Origin of the sequence: Streptomyces sp. NPDC020898, assembly GCF_044333925.1 — a bacterium.
GTDB lineage: Bacteria > Actinomycetota > Actinomycetes > Streptomycetales > Streptomycetaceae > Streptomyces.
On the sequence record NZ_JBIRRV010000008.1, the window covers coordinates 405,739 to 425,149 of the forward strand.

A 19,411-nucleotide genomic window follows, 5' to 3' on the forward strand; every position below is an offset into this window, starting at 1 on the left:
AGAACCGGCGGGACCGTGCGCGCAGTGGCATCGTGGACAGAGGCAGGCGGAAGTGAGTGCCGGGAATGCGCCCTCATGATCCGAATCGGCCGAAAAAACGGGCCAGTTTACCCATCGCCGTACGCGAATATGCCTTCGGCGGTCAGGTTTTCTTCCCCTAACAGGTTGAACTTTTGTTGATCGTGGGTCAGTTGACCGCCCCGGCGTCCTACCCTTCATGGGGTGAACCAATTGATGTCCCGAGAGTCCGAGGCCGATCTCCCCGGGGAAGCCGCGCTCCCCGGCACACTGCCGGAGGCGTTGCGCGCCGAACTCGTCGCGTTCCGGCGTGACTTGCACATGCACCCGGAACTCGGCAACCAGGAGTTCCGTACCACCGCCGCGATCAAGGAACGGCTGGAGAAGGCCGGCCTGAAGCCGCGTGTGCTGGGCATCGGAACCGGGCTCATCTGTGACATCGGCGTCGACCCCGGACAGCACGAGAGCGGCACGGTTCCCCCCATGCTCGCCCTGCGCGCCGACATCGACGCGCTGCCCATCCCGGACACGAAGAGTGAGTGCGCGTACCGCTCCACGGTGCCCGACCGCGCCCACGCCTGCGGCCACGACGTGCACACGACCGTCGTCCTCGGCGCCGGGCTCGTGCTCGCCGAGCTGCACCGGCAGGGCCGGCTGCCGCGGCCGGTGCGGCTGCTGTTCCAGCCCGCCGAGGAGGTACTGCCCGGCGGTGCCACCGACGCGATCGAGTGCGGAGTGCTCGACGGGGTCGGGCGGATCGTCGCCCTGCACTGCGACCCGAAGGTCGACGCCGGGCGGATCGGGCTGCGCCACGGGCCGATCACCTCAGCCTGCGACCGCCTTGAGGTCTCGCTCGACGGCGCCGGCGGCCACACCGCGCGCCCCCACCTCACCACCGACCTCGTCACCGCCGCCGCCCGGGTCGCCACCGACGTGCCCGCGCTCGTCGCCCGGCGCGTCGACGCCCGCAGCGGGCTCGCCGTGACGTGGGGGCGGATCGAGTCGGGGCACGCCTGCAACGTGATCCCGCAGCACGCCGAACTCTCGGGGACCGTACGGTGCCTGGACCTCGACGCCTGGCACCAGGCGCCCGACCTCGTCCACGCGGCCATCGACGAGATCGCCAACCTGTACCGGGCCAAGTCCGAGATCAACTACGTGCGCGGGGTGCCGCCCGTCGTCAACGACCCGGCGGTCACCGAGCTGTTGCGCGACGCCATGACCGCCCGGCGCGGCGCCCACTCCATCGAGGACACCGAACAGAGCCTCGGCGGCGAGGACTTCTCCTGGTACCTGGAGCAGGTGCCCGGCGCCATGGCCCGGCTCGGCGTGCGCAGGCCGGGCGACCGGGGCGTGCGCGATCTGCACCAGGGCGACTTCGACGCCGACGAGTACGCGATCACGGTCGGCGTGGAACTGTTCACGGCCGCCGCGCTGATCGACGTACAGCAGGGGTAGGGATGGCGGGGGAGGGGGTACTGACAGGCACCCGGCGCGGTGCCCCTTCCGTATGGCTTCGTCTCTTTGATTCACTTCGGTGTAACCGTGAGTACGCAAACGTAACCCCCCTCGGCACGAATCGATAACGGCCTCTCGAAACCCCGTTCCCCTCCCTTTCTACGCGCGTTACTGTGCGCCGCAATCGCTGCCGCAGGTGGCGCATTGGGTAAGCGGGGCCGGTGGACGGTGCCGTGGGGATGAAGGGGTGCCTGCTGTGCGTCTTATTTCTCGGAGGACTCGGTTCTCTCAAGCTGCGGTGACCGTCGCGGTCATCGCCCTCACGGCTGCCGGCTGCGGTGAGTCCAGCACCAGCGCGGGCAGCTCCGACGACGACTCCGGCAAGTACACCGGCAAGGGCATCGGTCTCGCGTACGACATCGGCGGCAAGGGTGACCAGTCCTTCAACGACGCCGCGTACTCCGGCTTCGAGAAGGCCGACAAGGAGTTCAAGATGGGCGGCCGGGACATCGAGCCGCAGGACGGGGAGTCCGACGCGGACAAGGTCCAGCGCCTCACCCAGCTCGCCCAGGCCGGCTACAACCCGGTGATCGGCGTCGGCTTCATCTACGCGCCCGCCGTCAAGGAGGTGTCCGCCAAGTTCCCGGACACCACCTTCGGCATCATCGACGACGAGCAGGTCAGCGCGAAGAACGTCGCCGACATGGTCTTCACCGAGGAGCAGGCCTCCTACCTGGCCGGCGTCGCCGCCGCCAAGACGACGAAGGTGAACCACATCGGCTTCATCGGCGGCGTGGACATCCCGCTCATCCACAAGTTCGAGGCGGGCTTCGTCCAGGGCGCCAAGTCCGTCTCCCCGGACATCAAGATCGAGTCGCAGTTCCTGACCGAGACGCCCCAGGAGGGCGGCTTCGCCAGCCCCGACAAGGGCAAGGACGCGGCGAGCGGCCAGATCGAGTCCGGCGCCGACGTCCTCTACCACGCGGCCGGCCTGTCCGGTCAGGGCGTGATCTCCGAGGCCGCCTCCAAGAAGATCTGGGCGATCGGTGTCGACTCCGACCAGTACAACCAGCAGGCGCTCGCCCAGTACAAGGACTACATCCTCGGCTCGGCCCTGAAGAACGTCGGCGGCGCGGTCTACGACCTCGCCAAGTCCGTGTACGAGGGCAAGCCGCTGTCCGGCGTCCAGCGCGGCGACCTCAAGTCGGGCGGCGTCGGCTTCTCGGACACCAACCCGAAGTACAAGGCGATGACGGACGTCGTGGCCGCCGTCGACAAGGCCAAGCAGGACATCATCGACGGCAAGGTCACCGTCAACACCAAGTGACGCCGTCGGTTCCGCGGACGTGACCCGACGTCGGCGCGACCGGCCCCGTACGACAGCGCCCCGGCCTCATGGCCGGGGCGCTGATCGTCGTGGCTCCGGCCGGCCTTCCATCCACCTTCGGTCCGCATTCGGTCGGCGGACCCCTGTTCCGCACCCCGTTCATACGCCCGGCCGGGCATCGTTCCAGCACATACGCCCCTTGCTTCCCGCAAGCGGTGCGCTCCTGTCCGTAATGTGGGCCGCGACTGCGGCCACAGCTCGATAACGGACCGGACAGTTGGGGTTTTCCGTCTGGTCTACGCGCGTTACGCTGCGGCGGAACCAGCGCCTGGTTGGGCGCTTGCACACAAGGAGCTCTTCCCATGCGCCGGCTGTCCCGAATCGCGGTTGCGGGTATCGCGTCCGCCACCCTCGCCGTCATCGCCACTGGCTGTGGCAGCTCGTCCTCGTCCTCCAGCAGCAGCGACAGCGAGGGCAAGGGTCTCGCCCTCGCCTACGACGTCGGCGGCAAGGGCGACCAGTCCTTCAACGACGCCGCCACCGCCGGCATGGACAAGGCCGACGCGGAGTTCGGCTACAAGAGCACGGCTGTCGAGCCGCAGGACGGTGAGTCGGACGCGGACAAGGCCCAGCGCCTGGAGCAGCTCGCCAAGCAGGGCTACAACCCGGTGATCGGCGTCGGCTACGCCTACGCGCCCGCCGTCAAGGAGGTCTCGGCGAAGTTCCCGAAGGTCACCTTCGGTGTCGTCGACGACGAGCAGATCAAGGCCGACAATGTCGCCGACATGGTCTTCACCGAGGAGCAGGCCTCCTACCTCGCCGGTGTCACGGCCGCCCTCACCACCAAGACGAACGTCGTCGGCTTCGTCGGCGGTGTGGACATCCCGCTGATCCACAAGTTCGAGGCGGGTTACAAGCAGGGCGTCGAGGACACCAAGAAGGGCATCACGGTCAAGTCGCAGTACCTGACCGAGACCGCTCAGGAGGGCGGCTTCGCCAGCCCCGACAAGGGCGAGAACGCGGCCGAGGGCATGATCGACAGCAAGGCGGACGTCGTCTACGCCGCCGCCGGTCTCTCCGGTCAGGGTGTCATCAAGGCCGCCGCCGCGAACAAGGTCTGGGCGATCGGTGTCGACTCGGACCAGTACAAGCAGGACGCGCTGGCCAAGTACAAGGACTCCATCCTGACGTCGGCCATGAAGGACGTCGCCGGGGCCGTCTACAACCTGGCGAAGTCGGTCAAGGACGGTAAGCCCGAGACCGGTGTCGTCCGCGCCAGCCTCGCCACGGGCGGTGTCGGCCTCGCCGACTCCAACCCGGTCTTCAAGGACAACGCGGAGCTCCAGGACGCGCTGAAGAAGGCCGAGGCCGGCATCAAGGACGGTTCGATCAAGGTCAAGACCTCCTGACGATGTCAGAGGACTTGAGCGTGGCCTGCCAGACGCTGTAATAACAGCGTTACGGGCATGGAACGGGGTGCGGAGAGGATGGCCGATCCGCACCCCGTTCGCGCGGTACGAAGCCCGGACTGGCACAGTACTGATCGGTACGGATCAATCGGCAGACGATCGAGTCCGGTCAGGTCCGGGCATTATTTACAGCAGGGGCGCTACGCGCGTAGAGAGGCCCCTTTCCCAAGGAGAGTGCGCCATCGACGCGTCCAGCAGCCCTCCGCTCACCGCCCAGTCGACGACCGCGGTCGAGCTGACGGGCATCACCAAGCGGTTCCCCGGTGTCGTCGCCAACCACGACATCCACCTCACGGTCAAAAAGGGCACCGTGCACGCCCTCGTCGGCGAGAACGGGGCCGGCAAGTCCACCCTGATGAAAATCCTCTACGGCATGCAGAAGCCGGACGAGGGCACCATCGCGGTCGACGGTGAGCAGGTGGCCTTCTCGTCGCCGGCCGACGCCATCGTGCGCGGCATCGGCATGGTCCACCAGCACTTCATGCTCGCCGACAACCTCACCGTCCTGGAGAACGTCGTCCTGGGCAGCGAGAAGCTCCACGGCATCGGCGGCGGCGCCCGCAAGAAGATCAGGGAGATCTCCGACCGCTACGGGCTGAACGTCCGCCCGGACGCCCTCGTCGAGGACCTCGGCGTCGCCGACCGGCAGCGCGTCGAGATCCTCAAGGTGCTCTACCGCGGCGCCAAGACCCTGATCCTCGACGAGCCGACCGCCGTCCTCGTGCCGCAGGAGGTCGACGCCCTCTTCGAGAACCTGCGCGAACTCAAGGCCGAGGGCCTGGCCGTCATCTTCATCTCCCACAAGCTCGGCGAGGTCCTGTCGGTCGCCGACGAGATCACCGTCATCCGGCGCGGTACGACGGTCGGCACCGCCGTCCCCGCCGAGACGACCCCGCGCCAGCTCGCCGAACTGATGGTGGGCAGCGAGCTGCCGACGCCGGAGACCGCGGAGTCGACGGTGACGGACCGGCCGGTGATCGAGGTCCGCGACCTCATCGTCATCGACAAGGGCACGATCCAGCTCAGCAACCAGACATCGGCCGGCATGCTGATGTCCGAGGTGCAGGACGGCGCGGTGAAGCTCGCCGTGGACAACGTCACCTTCACCATTCACGCGGGCGAGGTTCTCGGTATCGCCGGCGTCGAGGGCAACGGCCAGACCGAGCTGATCGAGGCCCTCATCGGCCTCAAGAGCGCGGACTCCGGCACCATCGCCCTCGCCGGCGACGAGATCACCGCCTGGCCCACCCGCAAGCGCCGCGAGCACGGCGTCGGCTACATCCCCGAGGACCGGCACCGCCACGGCCTGCTCCTCGAAGCCCCGCTCTGGGAGAACCGCATCCTCGGCCATGTCACCGAGAAGCCCAACAGCAAGGGCAAGCGCGGCTTCTGGCTCGACCCGAAGGGCGCCCAGGAGGACACCCGACGCATCGTCGAGGCGTACGACGTCCGCACCCCCGGCATCGACGTCACCGCCGCCTCCCTGTCCGGCGGCAACCAGCAGAAGCTGATCGTCGGCCGCGAGATGACCCACAAGCCGCGCTTCCTGATCGCCGCCCACCCCACCCGGGGTGTGGACGTCGGCGCCCAGGCGCAGATCTGGGACCAGATCCGCGAGGCCCGCCGCGAAGGGCTGGCCGTGCTGCTGATCTCCGCCGACCTGGACGAGCTGATCGGCCTGTCGGACACCCTGCGCGTCATCTACAACGGCAGGCTGGTCGCCGACGCCGACCCGGCCACCATCACGCCCGAGGAACTGGGCTCGGCCATGACAGGTGCCGCGTCCGGCCACCTGGAGCACGTCGACGAGCCCGAAGAGCCCGAAGAGCCCGCTGCGCCCGCAGCGACCGAAGCCAGCGCGGCGCAGGCCGCCCCGGAGGACGAGGCCCGATGAAGAAGTTCGACAAGGAGCGGGTGCTCCTCGCGGTGGCCGGGCCGGTCATCGCGCTCGTCGCGGCGATCGCCCTGACCTCGGTGGTGCTGCTCGCCTCGGGCCGCAACCCGTTCGAGCCGTACGCGCTGATGCTGGAACAGGCGTCGTTCTCCGACGTCCAGGTCCTCATCGTCAACCAGGCGTCGATGTACTACATCGCCGCCCTCGCGGTCGCCCTCGGCTTCCGTATGAACCTCTTCAACATCGGCGTCGACGGCCAGTACCGCCTCGGCGCGATGATGGCCGCCGCAGTCGGCGCCAACGTGTCGCTGCCGTCCTTCCTCCAGATCCCCCTGCTCCTCCTGGTCGCGATGCTCACCGGCGCCTTCTGGGCCGGCATCGCGGGCATCCTCAAGGTCACCCGGGGTGTGAGTGAGGTCGTCGCGACGATCATGCTCAACGCGATCGCCACCAGCCTCATCGGCTGGCTGATGCTCTCCGACAACTGGGGCGTACAGGTCGGCAACAACAACACGACCGGCGTGATGAAGGAATCCGGCTGGGTTCCCGGCATCGACCTGGGCGCGGACGTCGGCGAGATCTACGGCCTGGTCTTCCTCGCCGTCCTCATGGGCGTCCTGTACTGGGCCGTCCTCAACCGCACCCGCTTCGGCTTCGACCTGCGGGCCACCGGCGAGTCCGAGTCCGCCGCCGCGGCCTCCGGCGTCGACGCCAAGCGCATGGTGCTCATCTCCATGCTGATCTCCGGCGGTGTGGCGGGCATGTCCGGCCTGCCGCTGCTGCTCGGCGAGGTCCACACCTACAGCCTGAGCTTCCCCTCGGGTCTCGGCTTCACCGCCATCGGCATCGCTCTCCTCGGCCGCAACAACCCCGGTGGCATCGCGTTCGCCGCGCTGCTGTGGGCCTTCCTCGACAAGGCGTCTCCCGCCCTCGACTACGCGACCCCGGTGGCGTACGAGAAGGAGATCGCCACCATCATGCAGGGCCTGATCGTCTTCGCCGTCGTCATCTCGTACGAGGCCGTACGTCAGTGGGGCCTGCGCCGCCAGCAGCGTCAGGTGGGCGCCGAACTGGCCGCAGCCGCCGCCGACAACAACTCCACCCAGAAGGAGGTGGCGGCCCGATGAGCACCCAGACCATCGCCAAGCCGCAGGCGCAGCAGCCCGGCAAGGGCAAGCGCCGGATCTCGCTCCCGGTACTTCTGCTGATCATCGCGGGTGTGCTGGTCCTGACGTCGGTCGTCCGCCTGATCACGGGCGCCGACGGCATCACGTCCACCGGCCAGATGTCCACGGCCCTGCGCCTGGCCGTCCCGATCGGTCTCGCCGGCCTCGGAGGTCTGTGGTCCGAGCGCGCGGGCGTCGTCAACATCGGCCTCGAGGGCATGATGATCCTCGGCACCTGGTTCGGTGCCTGGGCCGGCTACCAGTGGGGCCCGTGGGTGGGCATCCTCTTCGGCATCATCGGCGGTGCCCTCGGCGCCGTCCTGCACGCCATCGCGACGGTGACCTTCAACGTCAACCACATCGTCTCCGGTGTGGCCATCAACATCCTGGCTCTCGGCACCGCCCGCTACCTCTCGAAGTTCACCTTCGAGACCGCTGAGGGGGGCTCCTCCAAGCAGTCCCCGCCGATCGACTCCCTCGGCACCTTCGACATCCCAGGGCTGTCGAGCTGGCTGGACACGCTCAACGAGAAGCACTGGTTCCTGGTCTCGGACATCGCGGGCCTCGTCGGCGGTCTGGTCACCGACCTGTCGCCGCTGACGGTCATCGCGGTCGCACTCGTACCCGCCAGCTGGTGGATCCTGTGGCGCACGGCCTTCGGGCTGCGGCTGCGCTCCTGCGGCGAGAACCCGGTGGCCGCCGAGTCCCTCGGCGTCAACGTCTACAAGTACAAGTACCTCGCCGTGATCATCTCGGGCGGCTTCGCCGGCCTCGGCGGCGCGTTCCTGTCGATCGTCGCCTCGAACGTGTACCTCGACGGCCAGACGGCGGGCCGCGGTTACATCGGCCTCGCCGCGATGATCTTCGGCAACTGGATGCCGGGCGGACTCGCCCTCGGCGCGGGCCTGTTCGGCTACACCGACAGCCTCAACCTGCGCGGCGGCACGACCAACGTGCACGCGCTGATCCTGCTCCTCGCGATCCTGCTGGTGTTCGGGGCGGCCTACCTGGTGTGGAAGAAGCGGTACGTTCCCGCCGTGATCACCGCGGCCATCTCGGCCATGATGTTCGTCTGGTACGTCAACACGGACGAGGTCCCCCGCCAGCTCGTGACGGCGGCGCCGTACATCGTGACCCTGCTCGTTCTCTCCTTCTCGGCGCAACGCCTGCGCATGCCGAAGGCGGACGGCATGCCGTATCGCAGAGGGCAGGGCAAGTGACGTCGGCACAGGTGAGCGTCGACTGGGGGAAGCTGCGGGAGGTGGCGCGGGACGCGATGTCCCACGCGTACGCCCCCTACTCCGGTTACCCCGTCGGCGTCGCGGCCCTGGTCGACGACGGCCGCACGGTCTCGGGCTGCAACGTCGAGAACGCGTCGTACGGGATCGGCCTGTGCGCCGAGTGCGGCCTGGTCTCCGAGCTCCAGCGGACGGGCGGCGGCCGGCTGACGCACTTCACGTGCGTGGACGGCAAGGGCGACGTCCTCGTCCCGTGCGGTCGCTGCAGGCAGCTGCTGTACGAGTTCGGCGGCGCGACCCTGCTGCTGGAGACCCCGGCGGGCATCCTGCCCCTCTCGGAGATGCTGCCCCAGGCCTTCGGCCCGGACCACCTCACCAAGTAGTTCACCGAGTAACGCACCGAGCAACTCCCGTACGGCCCCCCTGAGTTGGTCGAGCACCTACTCCGGGGGGCCGCACAGTTTTCGCAGAACGACCGCTTCGCGGTACCACCGGAAGGAAGCCAAAGTCATGACGCTCTTGTCCATGGATGTCATCTCCGTCATCCGCACCAAGCGGGACCGCGGTGAACTCAGTGACGAGCAGATCGACTGGGTCATCGACGCGTACACGCGTGGCGAGGTCGCCGACGAGCAGATGTCCGCGCTCGCCATGGCGATCCTGCTGAACGGCATGAACCGCCGCGAGATCGCTCGCTGGACGGCGGCGATGATCGCGTCCGGCGAGCGCATGAACTTCGACTCCCTCTCCCGCCCGACGGCCGACAAGCACTCCACGGGCGGCGTCGGCGACAAGATCACCCTCCCGCTGGCCCCTCTGGTGGCGGCCTGCGGCGCCGCCGTACCGCAGCTCTCGGGCCGGGGCCTCGGCCACACGGGCGGCACCCTGGACAAGCTGGAGTCGATCCCGGGCTGGCGCGCCCTGCTCTCCAACGAGGAGATGCTGAGCGTCCTGGACGGCACCGGCGCGGTGATCTGCGCGGCGGGCGACGGCCTGGCCCCGGCCGACAAGAAGCTGTACGCCCTGCGGGATGTGACGGGCACGGTCGAGGCGATCCCCCTCATCGCCTCCTCCATCATGTCGAAGAAGATCGCGGAGGGCACCGGCTCCCTGGTCCTGGACGTCAAGGTCGGCAGCGGCGCCTTCATGAAGACGATCGAGGACGCACGGGAACTGGCGTCCACGATGGTGGGCCTGGGCACTGATCATGGTGTGCGCACGGTCGCTCTTCTCACGGACATGTCGACTCCGCTCGGCCTGACGGCCGGCAACGCGCTGGAGGTACGGGAGTCGGTCGAGGTCCTGGCCGGCGGCGGCCCCTCGGACGTGGTCGAACTGACCCTCGCGCTGGCCAGGGAAATGCTGGACGCGGCCGGAATCAAGGACGCCGACCCGGCGAAGGCACTGGCGGACGGTTCGGCGATGGACGTCTGGCGCCGCATGATCGCGGCCCAGGGCGGCGACCCGGACGCCCCCCTGCCGACGTCGAAGGAACAGCACGTCGTCAAGGCCTCGGCCTCGGGCGTCCTGACCCGCCTGGACGCGTACGGCGTCGGCGTCGCCGCCTGGCGACTGGGCGCGGGCCGCGCGCGCAAGGAGGACCCGGTGCAGGCGGGCGCGGGAGTGGAACTCCACGCCAAGCCGGGCGACACGGTCACGGCCGGCCAGCCCCTGCTGACCCTCCACACGGACACTCCGGAGCGCTTCGAGTACGCCCTTCAGGCGGTCGAGGGTTCGTACGACATCGGCGCGGCGGGCACGGAGTTCACGGCGGCGCCGGTGGTGCGGGAGCGGATCGCTTGAGCCGGTAGGGGGCGGTGAGCCCGGGAGGGGGCGGCTGTCTCTTCCCGGGCCAGGGTTCTGGCTTCCGGGCTCCGAAGCCTGGCTTCCGGGCCCCGGGCCCCGGGTTCCTCCTGGAGGCTTCCGGCGCCCCGGGTTTCCGGTCCCCCGGGTTCGGCCTCTGGGTTTCCGGTGCCCCGGGTCCCCGCTTCCGGTCTCGTCGTCTCGCCTCCCCCGCTTCCGGGGCCCGCTTCCGGGCCCGGATCCCCGCTTCTTCTGCTCAGCCCAGCAGGGCGGCGACGACCACCAGCACCGGTACGGCCAGGATGGTCGACAGCAGGATCGACTCGCGGGCCAGGGTTTCTCCCACGCGGTAGCGGCCGGCGTACGTGAACAGGTTCTGGGCGGCGGGCAGGGCCGAGGTCACCACCACGTCGAGCAGGGGTGCGCCGCGCAGGCCGAAGACACCCGCGGCCAGTGCCCAGGCGGCCAACGGCTGGCCCACCGACTTCAGCACGACCGACAGCAGCACCGGACCCCGCTCCGACCCGCGCAACGGCAGCGTGCTGCCGCACAGCGAGATCCCGAACGCCAGGAGCACCGCCGGGACGGACATGTTGCCGATCAGCGTCAGCGGGTCCATGACCGGCGCCGGGACGGTGAATCCCGTCGCCGACACCAGCACCCCGGAGAGCGAACCCACGGCGATGGGGTTGCGTATCGGCGTGATCAACTGCCGCCACAGCGGCCCCTTCTCGCCCCCGTTCGTCAGGTCGAGGACGGTCAGCGCGACCGGCGTGACCACGATCTGCTGGAACAGCAGCACCGGCGCCACCAGCGAGGCATCGCCCAGCACATACACCGCGATGGGGATACCGAGGTTCCCGGAGTTGACGTAGCTGGAGCAGAGCGCCCCGATCGTCGTACGTCCGGCACCCCAGCGGCGTACGACACCCACCGCGATGAAGACACCGGCCGCCGCGACCGTGCTCAGCGCGGTGACCAGGAGTCGGCTGGAGAAGATCACCGACAGGTCGGCCCGGGCGAGCGTCGTGAACAGCAGGGCCGGGGTGGCCACGTGGAAGGCGAGCTTGGTCAGGACCTCGCGTCCATTGTCCCCGAGGTAGCCGCGGAGCCCGATCACGTATCCGACGCCGATGACCACGGCGATCACCGCGAACCCGGTCAGCACTCCCTGCACGGCGCCTCCTCCGTCGGTCGGGGGCGGAGGAGGCCGTGGGGTATCACGGGCGGGGCCGGTTCATGGGGCATACACGCAACTCTCCGGGGGACGAGTGGCGCGAGTCAAAGCGATCTCAACGGGTGGGCTTCAACGGGTGGGCGATGAGTTACGGGCACCGGTCGGGTCTACCGCTCGTGGACGCCATGACACCCGCTGTACTCGTGCTGGCCGGCCCCGTCACCCGCGATGAGGTGCCGAGGCGATGCGAAGACATGTGTGCGCTGCTGGGGACCGGCGGTGGTGGTGATCGCGACCCGGTCGTGGTGTGCGACGTGGCGGGGCTCGGGCCGCCCGGACTGGCCGCCGTGGAACTGCTGGCCCGGCTCCAGCTCACGGCCCGCCGGGCCGGAGGCCGGATACGCCTCCGGGACCCCGCCCCGGCCCTACTCGCCCTCCTCGGCCTGGTCGGCCTCACCTTCGACATCGAGGTTGAGATCGAGGTGGAGAGGCAGACCGAACAGCGGGAACCAGCGCTTTGTGTCGAGGAAGCAGTGGAACCCGGTGATCCGGCCGTCTGAGATCTCCAGCACCTGGACCGCCCAGGGGGAGAAGCCGCCCGTCTCCTCGTCCGGCTTGTACTGGGCGAAGCCCGGCAGTCCGTTGACGGCGACCGGCACGAGGTGCGAGCCCGCACAGGGTGCGCCGAGCGTCGTCATGAAGCCAGTGATGTCCTCCGGCCCGGTCAGCCACAGGTCGAACGGCGGCATCGTCATGACGGCGTCCTCGTGCAGCAGCGCCGTGAGCGCCGTCATGTCGTACCCCTCGAACGCGGCGACGTAGCGATCGAGGAGCTTCTGCTGCTCTTCGCTGAGCGGATCGGAGACGGCGGCGTCGACGCCCCCGGCGTGATCGCGCTCGGCGAGTGTCGCCCGCGCCCGCTGGAGCGCGCTGTTGACGGACGCGACCGAGGTGTCGAGCAGCTCGGCGACCTCGCTCGCCTTCCAGGCCAGCACTTCCCTCAGGATCAGCACGGCCCGTTGTTTCGCGGGGAGTTGCTGCAGGGCGGCCATGAAGGCGAGCCGCACGGACTCCTTGGCCACGGCGGCTTCCGCCGGGTCCTCGACGGTGGGCAGTACGCGGGCGTCCGGCATGGGCTCCAGCCAGGTGTTGTCCGGGCGGGGGGAGAGGGCGGCCCGGGCGAGGGGCGTGGAGTCGGTGAGGTCCATGGGGCGGGCGCGCTTGTTGCCGGCGGTCAGCATGTCCAGGCACACGTTGGTAGCGATCCGGTACAGCCAGGAACGCAGACTGGACCGCCCCTCGAACTTCTCGTAGCTCCGCCAGGCGCGGACCATCGTGTCCTGCACCGCGTCCTCGGCCTCGAAGGAGGAGCCGAGCATGCGGTAGCAGTACCCGGTCAGTTCGACGCGGTGCCGCTCCAGTTTTACGTCGAGATCTGTCGCCGTAGCCGTACCGTCACCCATCGCCAACCCACCCCTTGGCTGCCTTCGTCGCACCATCGCGACCCAACACGATGAAAGCTAGCGCAGGCCACTGACAACGGCCCGTGGAGTGGACAAAGGTGCAGGTCATCCCATCCTCGGGGCGCTGCCCCCGAACCCCCGCTACTGGTCTTTCAGCCCGTTGGGGGTCCCCCCTCTGGGGGAGTTTGAGGACAAGGCCCGTTCAGGGCCGTAGCGGGGGTCTGGGGGCGCAGCCCCCAGGAAGGGATGGGACGGGTAGGGGCGGCGGGGGCGAGAAAGGGCCGTGGGCTAAGCCGCCGCGGCGACCCGCAGATTCCGTGCCGCCCGTGACCCCATCACCGTGATCGTCACGACGCCGAGCACCGCCAGCAGTCCCATCCCCACGGTTCCCGACCACCCACCCGCGTGGAACGCCACCGCTCCCAACGTACTGCCGGCACTGGAGCCGATGTAGTACGCCGACTGATACAGCGCCGACGCCTGCGCCCGCCCCTCCTTCGCCGTGTGGCTCACCGCCGACGATGCCACCGCGTGCCCCGCGAAGAAGCCCGCCGTGATCAGGACCAGGCCCAGCAGAACCAGCGCCAGGGTGTCCGAGAGGGAGAGGAGCAGGCCCGCCGTCGTCGTGCCGCCGGCCAGGTACAGCGCGCCCCGGCGCCCAAGGCGGGCCACCAGCCTCCCCGCCGTCGACGCCGACACCGTACCCACCAGGTAGACGAGGAAGACCGAGCCGACGATGCCCTGGGGCAGGCCGAAGGGGGCCTCCGTCAGGCGGTACCCGATCACTGTGTAGACGCCGCCGAACACCGTCATGAACAGTGCGCCGATCGCGTACAGCCGCCGCAGCAAAGGGTTCGCCAGATGCGTACGGACCGTGCGGACCAGCACCCGGGGCCGCAGCGAGCCCGTCCGGAAGTGACGCGGCGCGGGCAGCAGCAGCCGGAAGGCCACCACGCAGCCCACCGCGACCACACCGATCACAGCGACCGCGACCCGCCAGCCCCACTCCTGCGCGACCCAGCCCGTGATGACCCGGCCGCTCATCCCGCCCACACTGTTGCCTGCGACGAACAGACCGATCGCCGTGATCAGCGCCTTCGGACGGACCTCCTCGGCCAGGTAGGCGGTCGCCGACGCAGGCAGCCCCGCCAGCGCCGCGCCCTGCACCGCTCGCAGCGCGATCAACGCGCCCAGCGACGGAGCGAAGGGCACCAGCAGCCCGACCGACACCGCCACCACCAGCGACGCCGTCATCACCGCACGCCGCCCGAACCGTTCCGACAGGGCGCTCATCGGGAGGACGAACAGGGCCAGCGCGCCCGTCGCCGCCGACACCGTCCAGCTCGCGTCGCTCGCCGACACCCCGAAGTCGCCGGAGATCAACGGCAGCAGTGCCTGCGTGGAGTAGAGGAGCGCGAAGGTCGCGACGCCCGCGAGGAAGAGCGCGAAGCTCATCCGCCGGTAGCCGGGCCCACCCGGGGCCATACGGGAGTCGATGACAGGGAGGGAGGGGACGGGGGTGAGCGAGGAGGCGGCCACTGTCGTGGACGCCCCGGTACTGGCAGCAGGCATGCCTCGAAGTTACGTACGCCCCCGTTCATCCGTCCAATGCACGGAAACCCCATAATCGTTCCCATGGTGCATCAGCAAAGGTCAGCGGCTCGTCTGTCACCGTCCAGTGACACAGAAGACATCGTCACCGCCCTCGCCCCACGTCTCTCCTACTTCGCCGGAGTCGCCCGCACGGAGCACGTCACGCGCGCCGCCCAGGAGATGCAGGTCCCGCAGTCGACGCTCTCCCGGGCGATGGTCCGTCTCGAACAGGACCTGGGCGTCGACCTGTTCGCCCGCCGGGGCCGCACGGTCTCCCTCACCCCGGCCGGCCGTACGTTCCTCGCCTCCGTCGAGCGGGCCCTCGCCGAGATCGAGCGCGCCGCCGACGAGGTACGTGCCGACGCCGACCCCGCCACCGGCAAGGTCGCCTTCGGCTTCCTGCACACCATGGGCGCCGAGACCGTCCCCGGCCTGCTGCACGCCTTCCGCGCCGACCATCCCCGGGTCCGTTTCACCCTCGTCCAGAACTACGGCGAGGCGATGATCGAACGCCTGCGCTCAGGCGAACTGGACCTCTGCCTCACCTCCCCCGTCCCGGACGCCCCCGACCTCGTCGGCCGCCGCCTGGACGAACAGAAACTCCGCCTGGTCGTCCCCGCCGACCATCGCCTCGCCACCCGCAGACGAGTTCGCCTCGCCGAAGCGGCCGACGAAACCTTCGTCACCCTCGAACCCGGCTACGGCCTCCGCCGCATCACCGACGACCTCTGCCAACAGGCCGGCTTCCGCCCCCGCATCGCCTTCGAGGGCGAGGAGGCCGAGACCTTGCGGGGTCTGGTGGCCGCCGGCCTGGGCGTAGCGCTACTCCCTCCGCCGGCCGTCCCCCGCCCAGGAGTAGCCGAACTGACGGTCACCTCACCAAGAGCCGCCAGAGAAATCGGCGTGGCCTGGCTCGACGGCCACCCGGATACTCCGCCGGTGGCAGCCTTCAAGAAGTTCCTCCTGGCAAGAAAGGGCAACCTGCTGCCCTGAGAAGGAGAAACCTGTTCCCTACGTAAGGGCGGCGGACCTGCTTCTAGGGGCGCGGGGAACTGCGCGACAAGCCCCCACCGACCCGCACCCCGAACACAACCCCAACCTACCGCCGCAAAGACCCGAACCCCACAGCCAACGGCATCCTCAACCCCAACGGCGGCGGAGCCACCAACGCATCCTCCAAAGGCCGCGAGAACCGCCGCCCGACCAGCACCCCCATCACGAAGTCCTCCGCCAGCGCGTGCACTTCCTGCCGGTACTGATGCAACCCGTGTCCATCGGAGTGCACTTCGAACCGGCAGATGTCCCGGTTCGCCTTCTTCGCCCGCGCCGCGAACCGGAACGACAGTTCGGGATCGGTCCGTTCGTCGTTCGTGCCGTGCACGATCAGCACCCGCCGCCCGGCCAGTTGCCGCACCGGCTCCGGCGTCGCCGCCACGTCGTCCTCGGGCAGCCAGGGTGCCAGCGCCAGTACGGAGTTGACGGCCTCGTGATCCGCCGCGCGCAGCGCCGCCCGCCCGCCCATGCCGATCCCGGCGAGGCAGACGGAGACGTCGCCGTACCGCCGTACGACCTCGTCGGCGGCCCAGCGCGCGTCGTGCGCGAGCTGCGCCTCGCCGCCGTTCCAGCCGCGGTAGCGGTAGTGGACGACGTGTGCGGCGAGTCCGTCCGTACGGCCCGCGCGGGCGAGCCGGCGGCCCAACGTCCTTACGGAGGCGGCCGCCAGCATGGGCGACGGCCTGCGCGTCGATACCTCGTCACCGCCGGGAAGCAGCAGAACGACGCCGCCCACCGACGACGGTTCCGGTCCGAGCGCCCTCCCGAGCCGGGCCTGTCGCGCCGGCGTCACTTGGTGTGCCATGGCAGAACACTGTCAGAAGCACCGGTGCACTCCACCTGTCCTCGCGGTCACCGTTACGTATCGGCGGAAACGTACAGGCGGAGAGCGGGAGAAGAAGGGTGAGGGAAAGGAGGAAACGCAACGGGTGATCTACGCGCGTAGGAGTTAGAGTGCGGAAATGACGAGCCAGAGTGATCGGACGACGAGTCAGAAGACGGACCAGGGTGCGAGCCGGAGCACGGGCAGGAGTACGGGCGACAGCACGCCCGCAGTGAACACCCCGGGCCAGAGTCCGGGCCCGAGTTCGAGCCCCGGCCCCGGTCCCAGCCCGACCCGGGACCAGATCCTCCGGGCGCCCAAGGTCCTCCTGCACGACCACCTCGACGGCGGGCTGCGCCCCGGCACGATCGTCGACCTGGCCGGCGAGACGGGCTACTTGCAGCTCCCCGAGACCGACCCCGACAAGCTCGGCGCCTGGTTCCGTGATGCCGCCGACTCCGGTTCCCTGGAACGGTACTTGGAGACCTTCGCCCACACCTGCGCCGTCATGCAGACCCGCGACGCCCTCGTCCGGGTCGCCGCCGAGTGCGCCGAGGACCTCGCCGAGGACGGCGTCGTCTACGCCGAGGTGCGGTACGCGCCTGAGCAGCACCTCGAAGCCGGGCTCACCCTCGAAGAGGTCGTCGAGGCCGTCAACGAGGGCTTCCGGCAAGGCGAACGGCGGGCCCGTGCCAACGGCCACCGCATCCGGGTCGGCGCCCTGCTCACCGCGATGCGGCACGCCGCCCGCTCCCTGGAGATCGCCGAACTGGCGAACCGGTACCGGGATCTGGGCGTCGTCGGCTTCGACATCGCCGGTGCCGAGGCCGGCTTCCCGCCCACCCGGCACCTCGACGCGTTCGAGTACCTCAAGCGCGAGAACAACCACTTCACGATCCACGCCGGCGAGGCCTTCGGGCTCCCCTCCATCTGGCAGGCCCTCCAGTGGTGCGGCGCCGACCGGCTCGGCCACGGCGTGCGCATCATCGACGACATCCAGGTCCAGGAGGACGGCTCGGTGAAACTGGGCCGCCTGGCCTCGTACGTACGGGACAAGCGCATCCCCCTCGAACTCTGCCCCAGCTCCAACCTCCAGACCGGCGCCGCCGCCTCCTATGCCGAGCACCCCATCGGGCTGCTGCGCAGGCTGCACTTCCGGGCGACCGTGAACACCGACAACCGGCTGATGTCGGGTACCGGTATGAGCCGGGAATTCGAGCACCTTGTCGAGGCATTCGACTACACGCTCGACGACCTGCAATGGTTCTCGGTCAATGCTATGAAGTCAGCATTCATTCCTTTCGATGAACGACTGGCGATGATCAATGACGTCATCAAGCCTGGATATGCCGAGCTGAAATCCGAATGGTTGTTCCGGCAAACCGCGTCCACCAGCGGTTCTGTCGACGCGTAGGGCTCGGCGAGGAGTCCGGGAAGCGGTCGGGTCGGGGTGACTCGGCTGCTTTTCACTGTTTGCGGCGGGCGGCTCCGCATGTTTACGGTCTTGGACCGCTCACATCCCCGTCATCGCATTCAAGGACGCATTCACTATGAAGCAGTCTGCTGCCAAGACCCTCGGCGTCGCCGCTCTCGGTGCCGCCTTCGCCGCGGCGGGTGCGGGTGCCGCCAACGCCGCCCCGGCCCTTCCCGCCCTTCCCGACTCCGCCGCGCTGGGCTCCGTGACCCAGACGCTGCCCGTGGAGAGCGCGTCGCAGGCGCTGCCGGGTGCCGCCGAGGCCGTGGCCCAGGGGCAGACCGCCCTCGGTGCGGGTGTCGCCGCCGCGCAGCCGGCCGTCACGAAGGTGCTCGCCGAGGGCCCGACCGCGCCGGTCGCCGGTCTGCTCGGCGGCCTCCCGCTGCAGGGCCTGCCCACGCAGGGCCTCCCGGTGAACGGCATCCCGCTCGGCTGACCCACCCGTGAACGCGCCGATGGGGCGCACCCCCTGCTCGGGGGTGCGCCCCATCGGCGTACAGGCGGGTGAGTCGGCTACCAGGCGGTCTGTGCCTTGTCCGCTTGCTTCTCGGAGGGCAGGAAGATCCACAGGCCTATGTAGAGCAGGAACTGCGGGCCGGGGAGCAGACAGGACAGCACGAAGATCACGCGCATCGTCGTCGCTGACATACCGAAGCGCCGTGCCAGCGCGGCACACACTCCGCCGATCATGCGGCCGTTGGTGGGGCGGGCGAGGGCGGTCATGGCGTCTCCCAGGTGGGTTCAGTGAGTTCAGTGGGTAGCGGTGCGAGGCTCGCGGATCCGGCCTTGTCCGGCTGATCCGGTCGCCTCATCTGTACTCAACGTTACGGACGCATAGCGGGCGAAGCGTCGCTCTACGGGGCGATCCCGACCCTGGGAATCGTCGGGGTCCGACCCTGAGTCGCTTCCTCCGTACGGATGGCCGCCCGGAGCCTGCGGTCGCTCCTGCGGCGCAGCCAGGACCGTACGGTGGGCACGACCGTGACATGCGCGAGGGCCACGCCCACGGTGTTCAGGAGCAGCGAGTCGACATCCACGACCTGTCCGGGCACGCCGGTCTGCAACAGCTCGATGCCGAGCGAGATCATGGCACCCGCGGCGACCGTACGGACCAGGGAGACGAACGGGGAGACGCCGAGCCGGCCGCCCGCCATCGGCAGCAGCACGCCCAGCGGGGCCAGCAGTGCGAGTCCCTCCACGATGCGCCGGGCCGCCTCCTGCCAGCCGAGGGCCAGGTCGGCCCGGATGCCCGCGAAGGGGCGCAGGTTGGCGGGCAGTTGCCATGGGACGTCCAGCGGGCGCAGCGTGATCCAGGCGACGAGCGCGAGGTGGGCGACGAGGAGGACACCTCCTGTCGCACGGATGCGATTCGCGGCGCTGCTGCCGCCCGAGCCATGACGCTGCACGCCCCCCAAGACGCGGGGGTCGGCACGATCGGTTCCGGGTTGCCCCGGT

17 protein-coding genes and 1 pseudogene are annotated in these 19,411 nt (G+C 69.4%); 12 read left to right on the forward strand and 6 right to left on the reverse strand.

Annotation, left to right across the window (positions count from 1 at the left end):
* Positions 1 to 234 precede the first annotated feature (234 nt).
* From ACH4TV_RS26655 to ACH4TV_RS26690, 8 genes are all read left to right on the forward strand, one after another.
* Complete coding sequence (locus ACH4TV_RS26655) at positions 235 to 1,476, forward strand: M20 family metallopeptidase (RefSeq protein ID WP_398402366.1); 1,242 nt, start codon at positions 235 to 237, stop codon at positions 1,474 to 1,476.
* Positions 1,477 to 1,774: 298 nt separating this feature from the next.
* Positions 1,775 to 2,803, forward strand: coding sequence for a BMP family protein (locus ACH4TV_RS26660; RefSeq protein WP_398402259.1), 1,029 nt, complete (start codon positions 1,775 to 1,777; stop codon positions 2,801 to 2,803).
* Between the two features lie 362 nt (positions 2,804 to 3,165).
* Complete coding sequence (locus ACH4TV_RS26665) at positions 3,166 to 4,212, forward strand: BMP family protein (protein WP_398402261.1); 1,047 nt, start codon at positions 3,166 to 3,168, stop codon at positions 4,210 to 4,212.
* Positions 4,213 to 4,453: 241 nt separating this feature from the next.
* Positions 4,454 to 6,166 (forward strand): ABC transporter ATP-binding protein, encoded by a 1,713-nt coding sequence (locus tag ACH4TV_RS26670; protein WP_398402368.1) that lies wholly within the window; start codon positions 4,454 to 4,456, stop codon positions 6,164 to 6,166.
* Entirely contained in the window at positions 6,163 to 7,293 is a 1,131-nt protein-coding gene (locus tag ACH4TV_RS26675) for an ABC transporter permease (protein ID WP_398402263.1), read from the forward strand. The genes ACH4TV_RS26670 and ACH4TV_RS26675 overlap by 4 nt, the downstream gene beginning before the upstream one ends.
* Positions 7,290 to 8,552 (forward strand): ABC transporter permease, encoded by a 1,263-nt coding sequence (locus ACH4TV_RS26680; RefSeq protein WP_398402265.1) that lies wholly within the window; start codon positions 7,290 to 7,292, stop codon positions 8,550 to 8,552. Before ACH4TV_RS26675 ends, ACH4TV_RS26680 begins: the two co-directional genes overlap by 4 nt.
* Positions 8,549 to 8,953, forward strand: coding sequence for a cytidine deaminase (locus ACH4TV_RS26685; protein WP_398402267.1), 405 nt, complete (start codon positions 8,549 to 8,551; stop codon positions 8,951 to 8,953). Before ACH4TV_RS26680 ends, ACH4TV_RS26685 begins: the two co-directional genes overlap by 4 nt.
* Positions 8,954 to 9,089: 136 nt before the next feature.
* Positions 9,090 to 10,373: a thymidine phosphorylase gene (locus tag ACH4TV_RS26690; RefSeq protein WP_398402370.1), complete on the forward strand. Its 1,284-nt coding sequence runs from the start codon at positions 9,090 to 9,092 to the stop codon at positions 10,371 to 10,373.
* Between the two features lie 256 nt (positions 10,374 to 10,629).
* On the opposite strand, the gene ACH4TV_RS26695 is transcribed toward ACH4TV_RS26690, so the two are convergent.
* The gene (locus ACH4TV_RS26695) at positions 10,630 to 11,550 is read right to left on the reverse strand and encodes an AEC family transporter (RefSeq protein WP_398402269.1); all 921 of its coding nucleotides are present in this window, start codon (positions 11,548 to 11,550) and stop codon (positions 10,630 to 10,632) included.
* Positions 11,551 to 11,804: 254 nt separating this feature from the next.
* Here ACH4TV_RS26695 and ACH4TV_RS26700 point away from each other — a divergent pair.
* Positions 11,805 to 11,945 (forward strand): annotated as a pseudogene (locus ACH4TV_RS26700) (hypothetical protein); the annotation flags it as partial.
* Between the two features lie 30 nt (positions 11,946 to 11,975).
* Here the strand turns inward: ACH4TV_RS26700 and ACH4TV_RS26705 are convergent.
* On the reverse strand, positions 11,976 to 13,013 hold the full coding sequence (locus ACH4TV_RS26705) for a sigma-70 family RNA polymerase sigma factor (protein ID WP_398402271.1): 1,038 nt from the start codon (positions 13,011 to 13,013) through the stop codon (positions 11,976 to 11,978).
* Positions 13,014 to 13,301: 288 nt separating this feature from the next.
* Positions 13,302 to 14,585 (reverse strand): MFS transporter, encoded by a 1,284-nt coding sequence (locus ACH4TV_RS26710; protein ID WP_398402273.1) that lies wholly within the window; start codon positions 14,583 to 14,585, stop codon positions 13,302 to 13,304.
* A gap of 63 nt (positions 14,586 to 14,648) precedes the next feature.
* On the opposite strand from ACH4TV_RS26710, the gene ACH4TV_RS26715 reads away from it, so the two are divergent.
* The gene (locus ACH4TV_RS26715; protein WP_398402275.1) at positions 14,649 to 15,599 is read left to right on the forward strand and encodes a LysR family transcriptional regulator; all 951 of its coding nucleotides are present in this window, start codon (positions 14,649 to 14,651) and stop codon (positions 15,597 to 15,599) included.
* Positions 15,600 to 15,705: 106 nt separating this feature from the next.
* On the opposite strand, the gene ACH4TV_RS26720 is transcribed toward ACH4TV_RS26715, so the two are convergent.
* A complete protein-coding gene (locus tag ACH4TV_RS26720) occupies positions 15,706 to 16,464 on the reverse strand; it encodes a prolyl oligopeptidase family serine peptidase (protein WP_398402277.1) in 759 nt (252 codons plus the stop codon).
* A 157-nt stretch (positions 16,465 to 16,621) separates the two neighbouring features.
* On the opposite strand from ACH4TV_RS26720, the gene ACH4TV_RS26725 reads away from it, so the two are divergent.
* Together ACH4TV_RS26725 and ACH4TV_RS26730 are read left to right on the forward strand one after the other, a co-directional pair.
* Entirely contained in the window at positions 16,622 to 17,896 is a 1,275-nt protein-coding gene (locus tag ACH4TV_RS26725) for an adenosine deaminase (RefSeq protein WP_398402279.1), read from the forward strand.
* 136 nt (positions 17,897 to 18,032) lie between these two features.
* Positions 18,033 to 18,392 (forward strand): ATP-binding protein, encoded by a 360-nt coding sequence (locus ACH4TV_RS26730; RefSeq protein WP_398402281.1) that lies wholly within the window; start codon positions 18,033 to 18,035, stop codon positions 18,390 to 18,392.
* Positions 18,393 to 18,469: 77 nt separating this feature from the next.
* Here the strand turns inward: ACH4TV_RS26730 and ACH4TV_RS26735 are convergent, their stop codons facing one another.
* On the reverse strand, positions 18,470 to 18,679 hold the full coding sequence (locus tag ACH4TV_RS26735; protein WP_398402283.1) for a PspC domain-containing protein: 210 nt from the start codon (positions 18,677 to 18,679) through the stop codon (positions 18,470 to 18,472).
* Between the two features lie 131 nt (positions 18,680 to 18,810).
* On the reverse strand, positions 18,811 to 19,362 hold the full coding sequence (locus tag ACH4TV_RS26740) for a VanZ family protein (protein WP_398402285.1): 552 nt from the start codon (positions 19,360 to 19,362) through the stop codon (positions 18,811 to 18,813).
* Positions 19,363 to 19,411 lie beyond the last annotated feature (49 nt).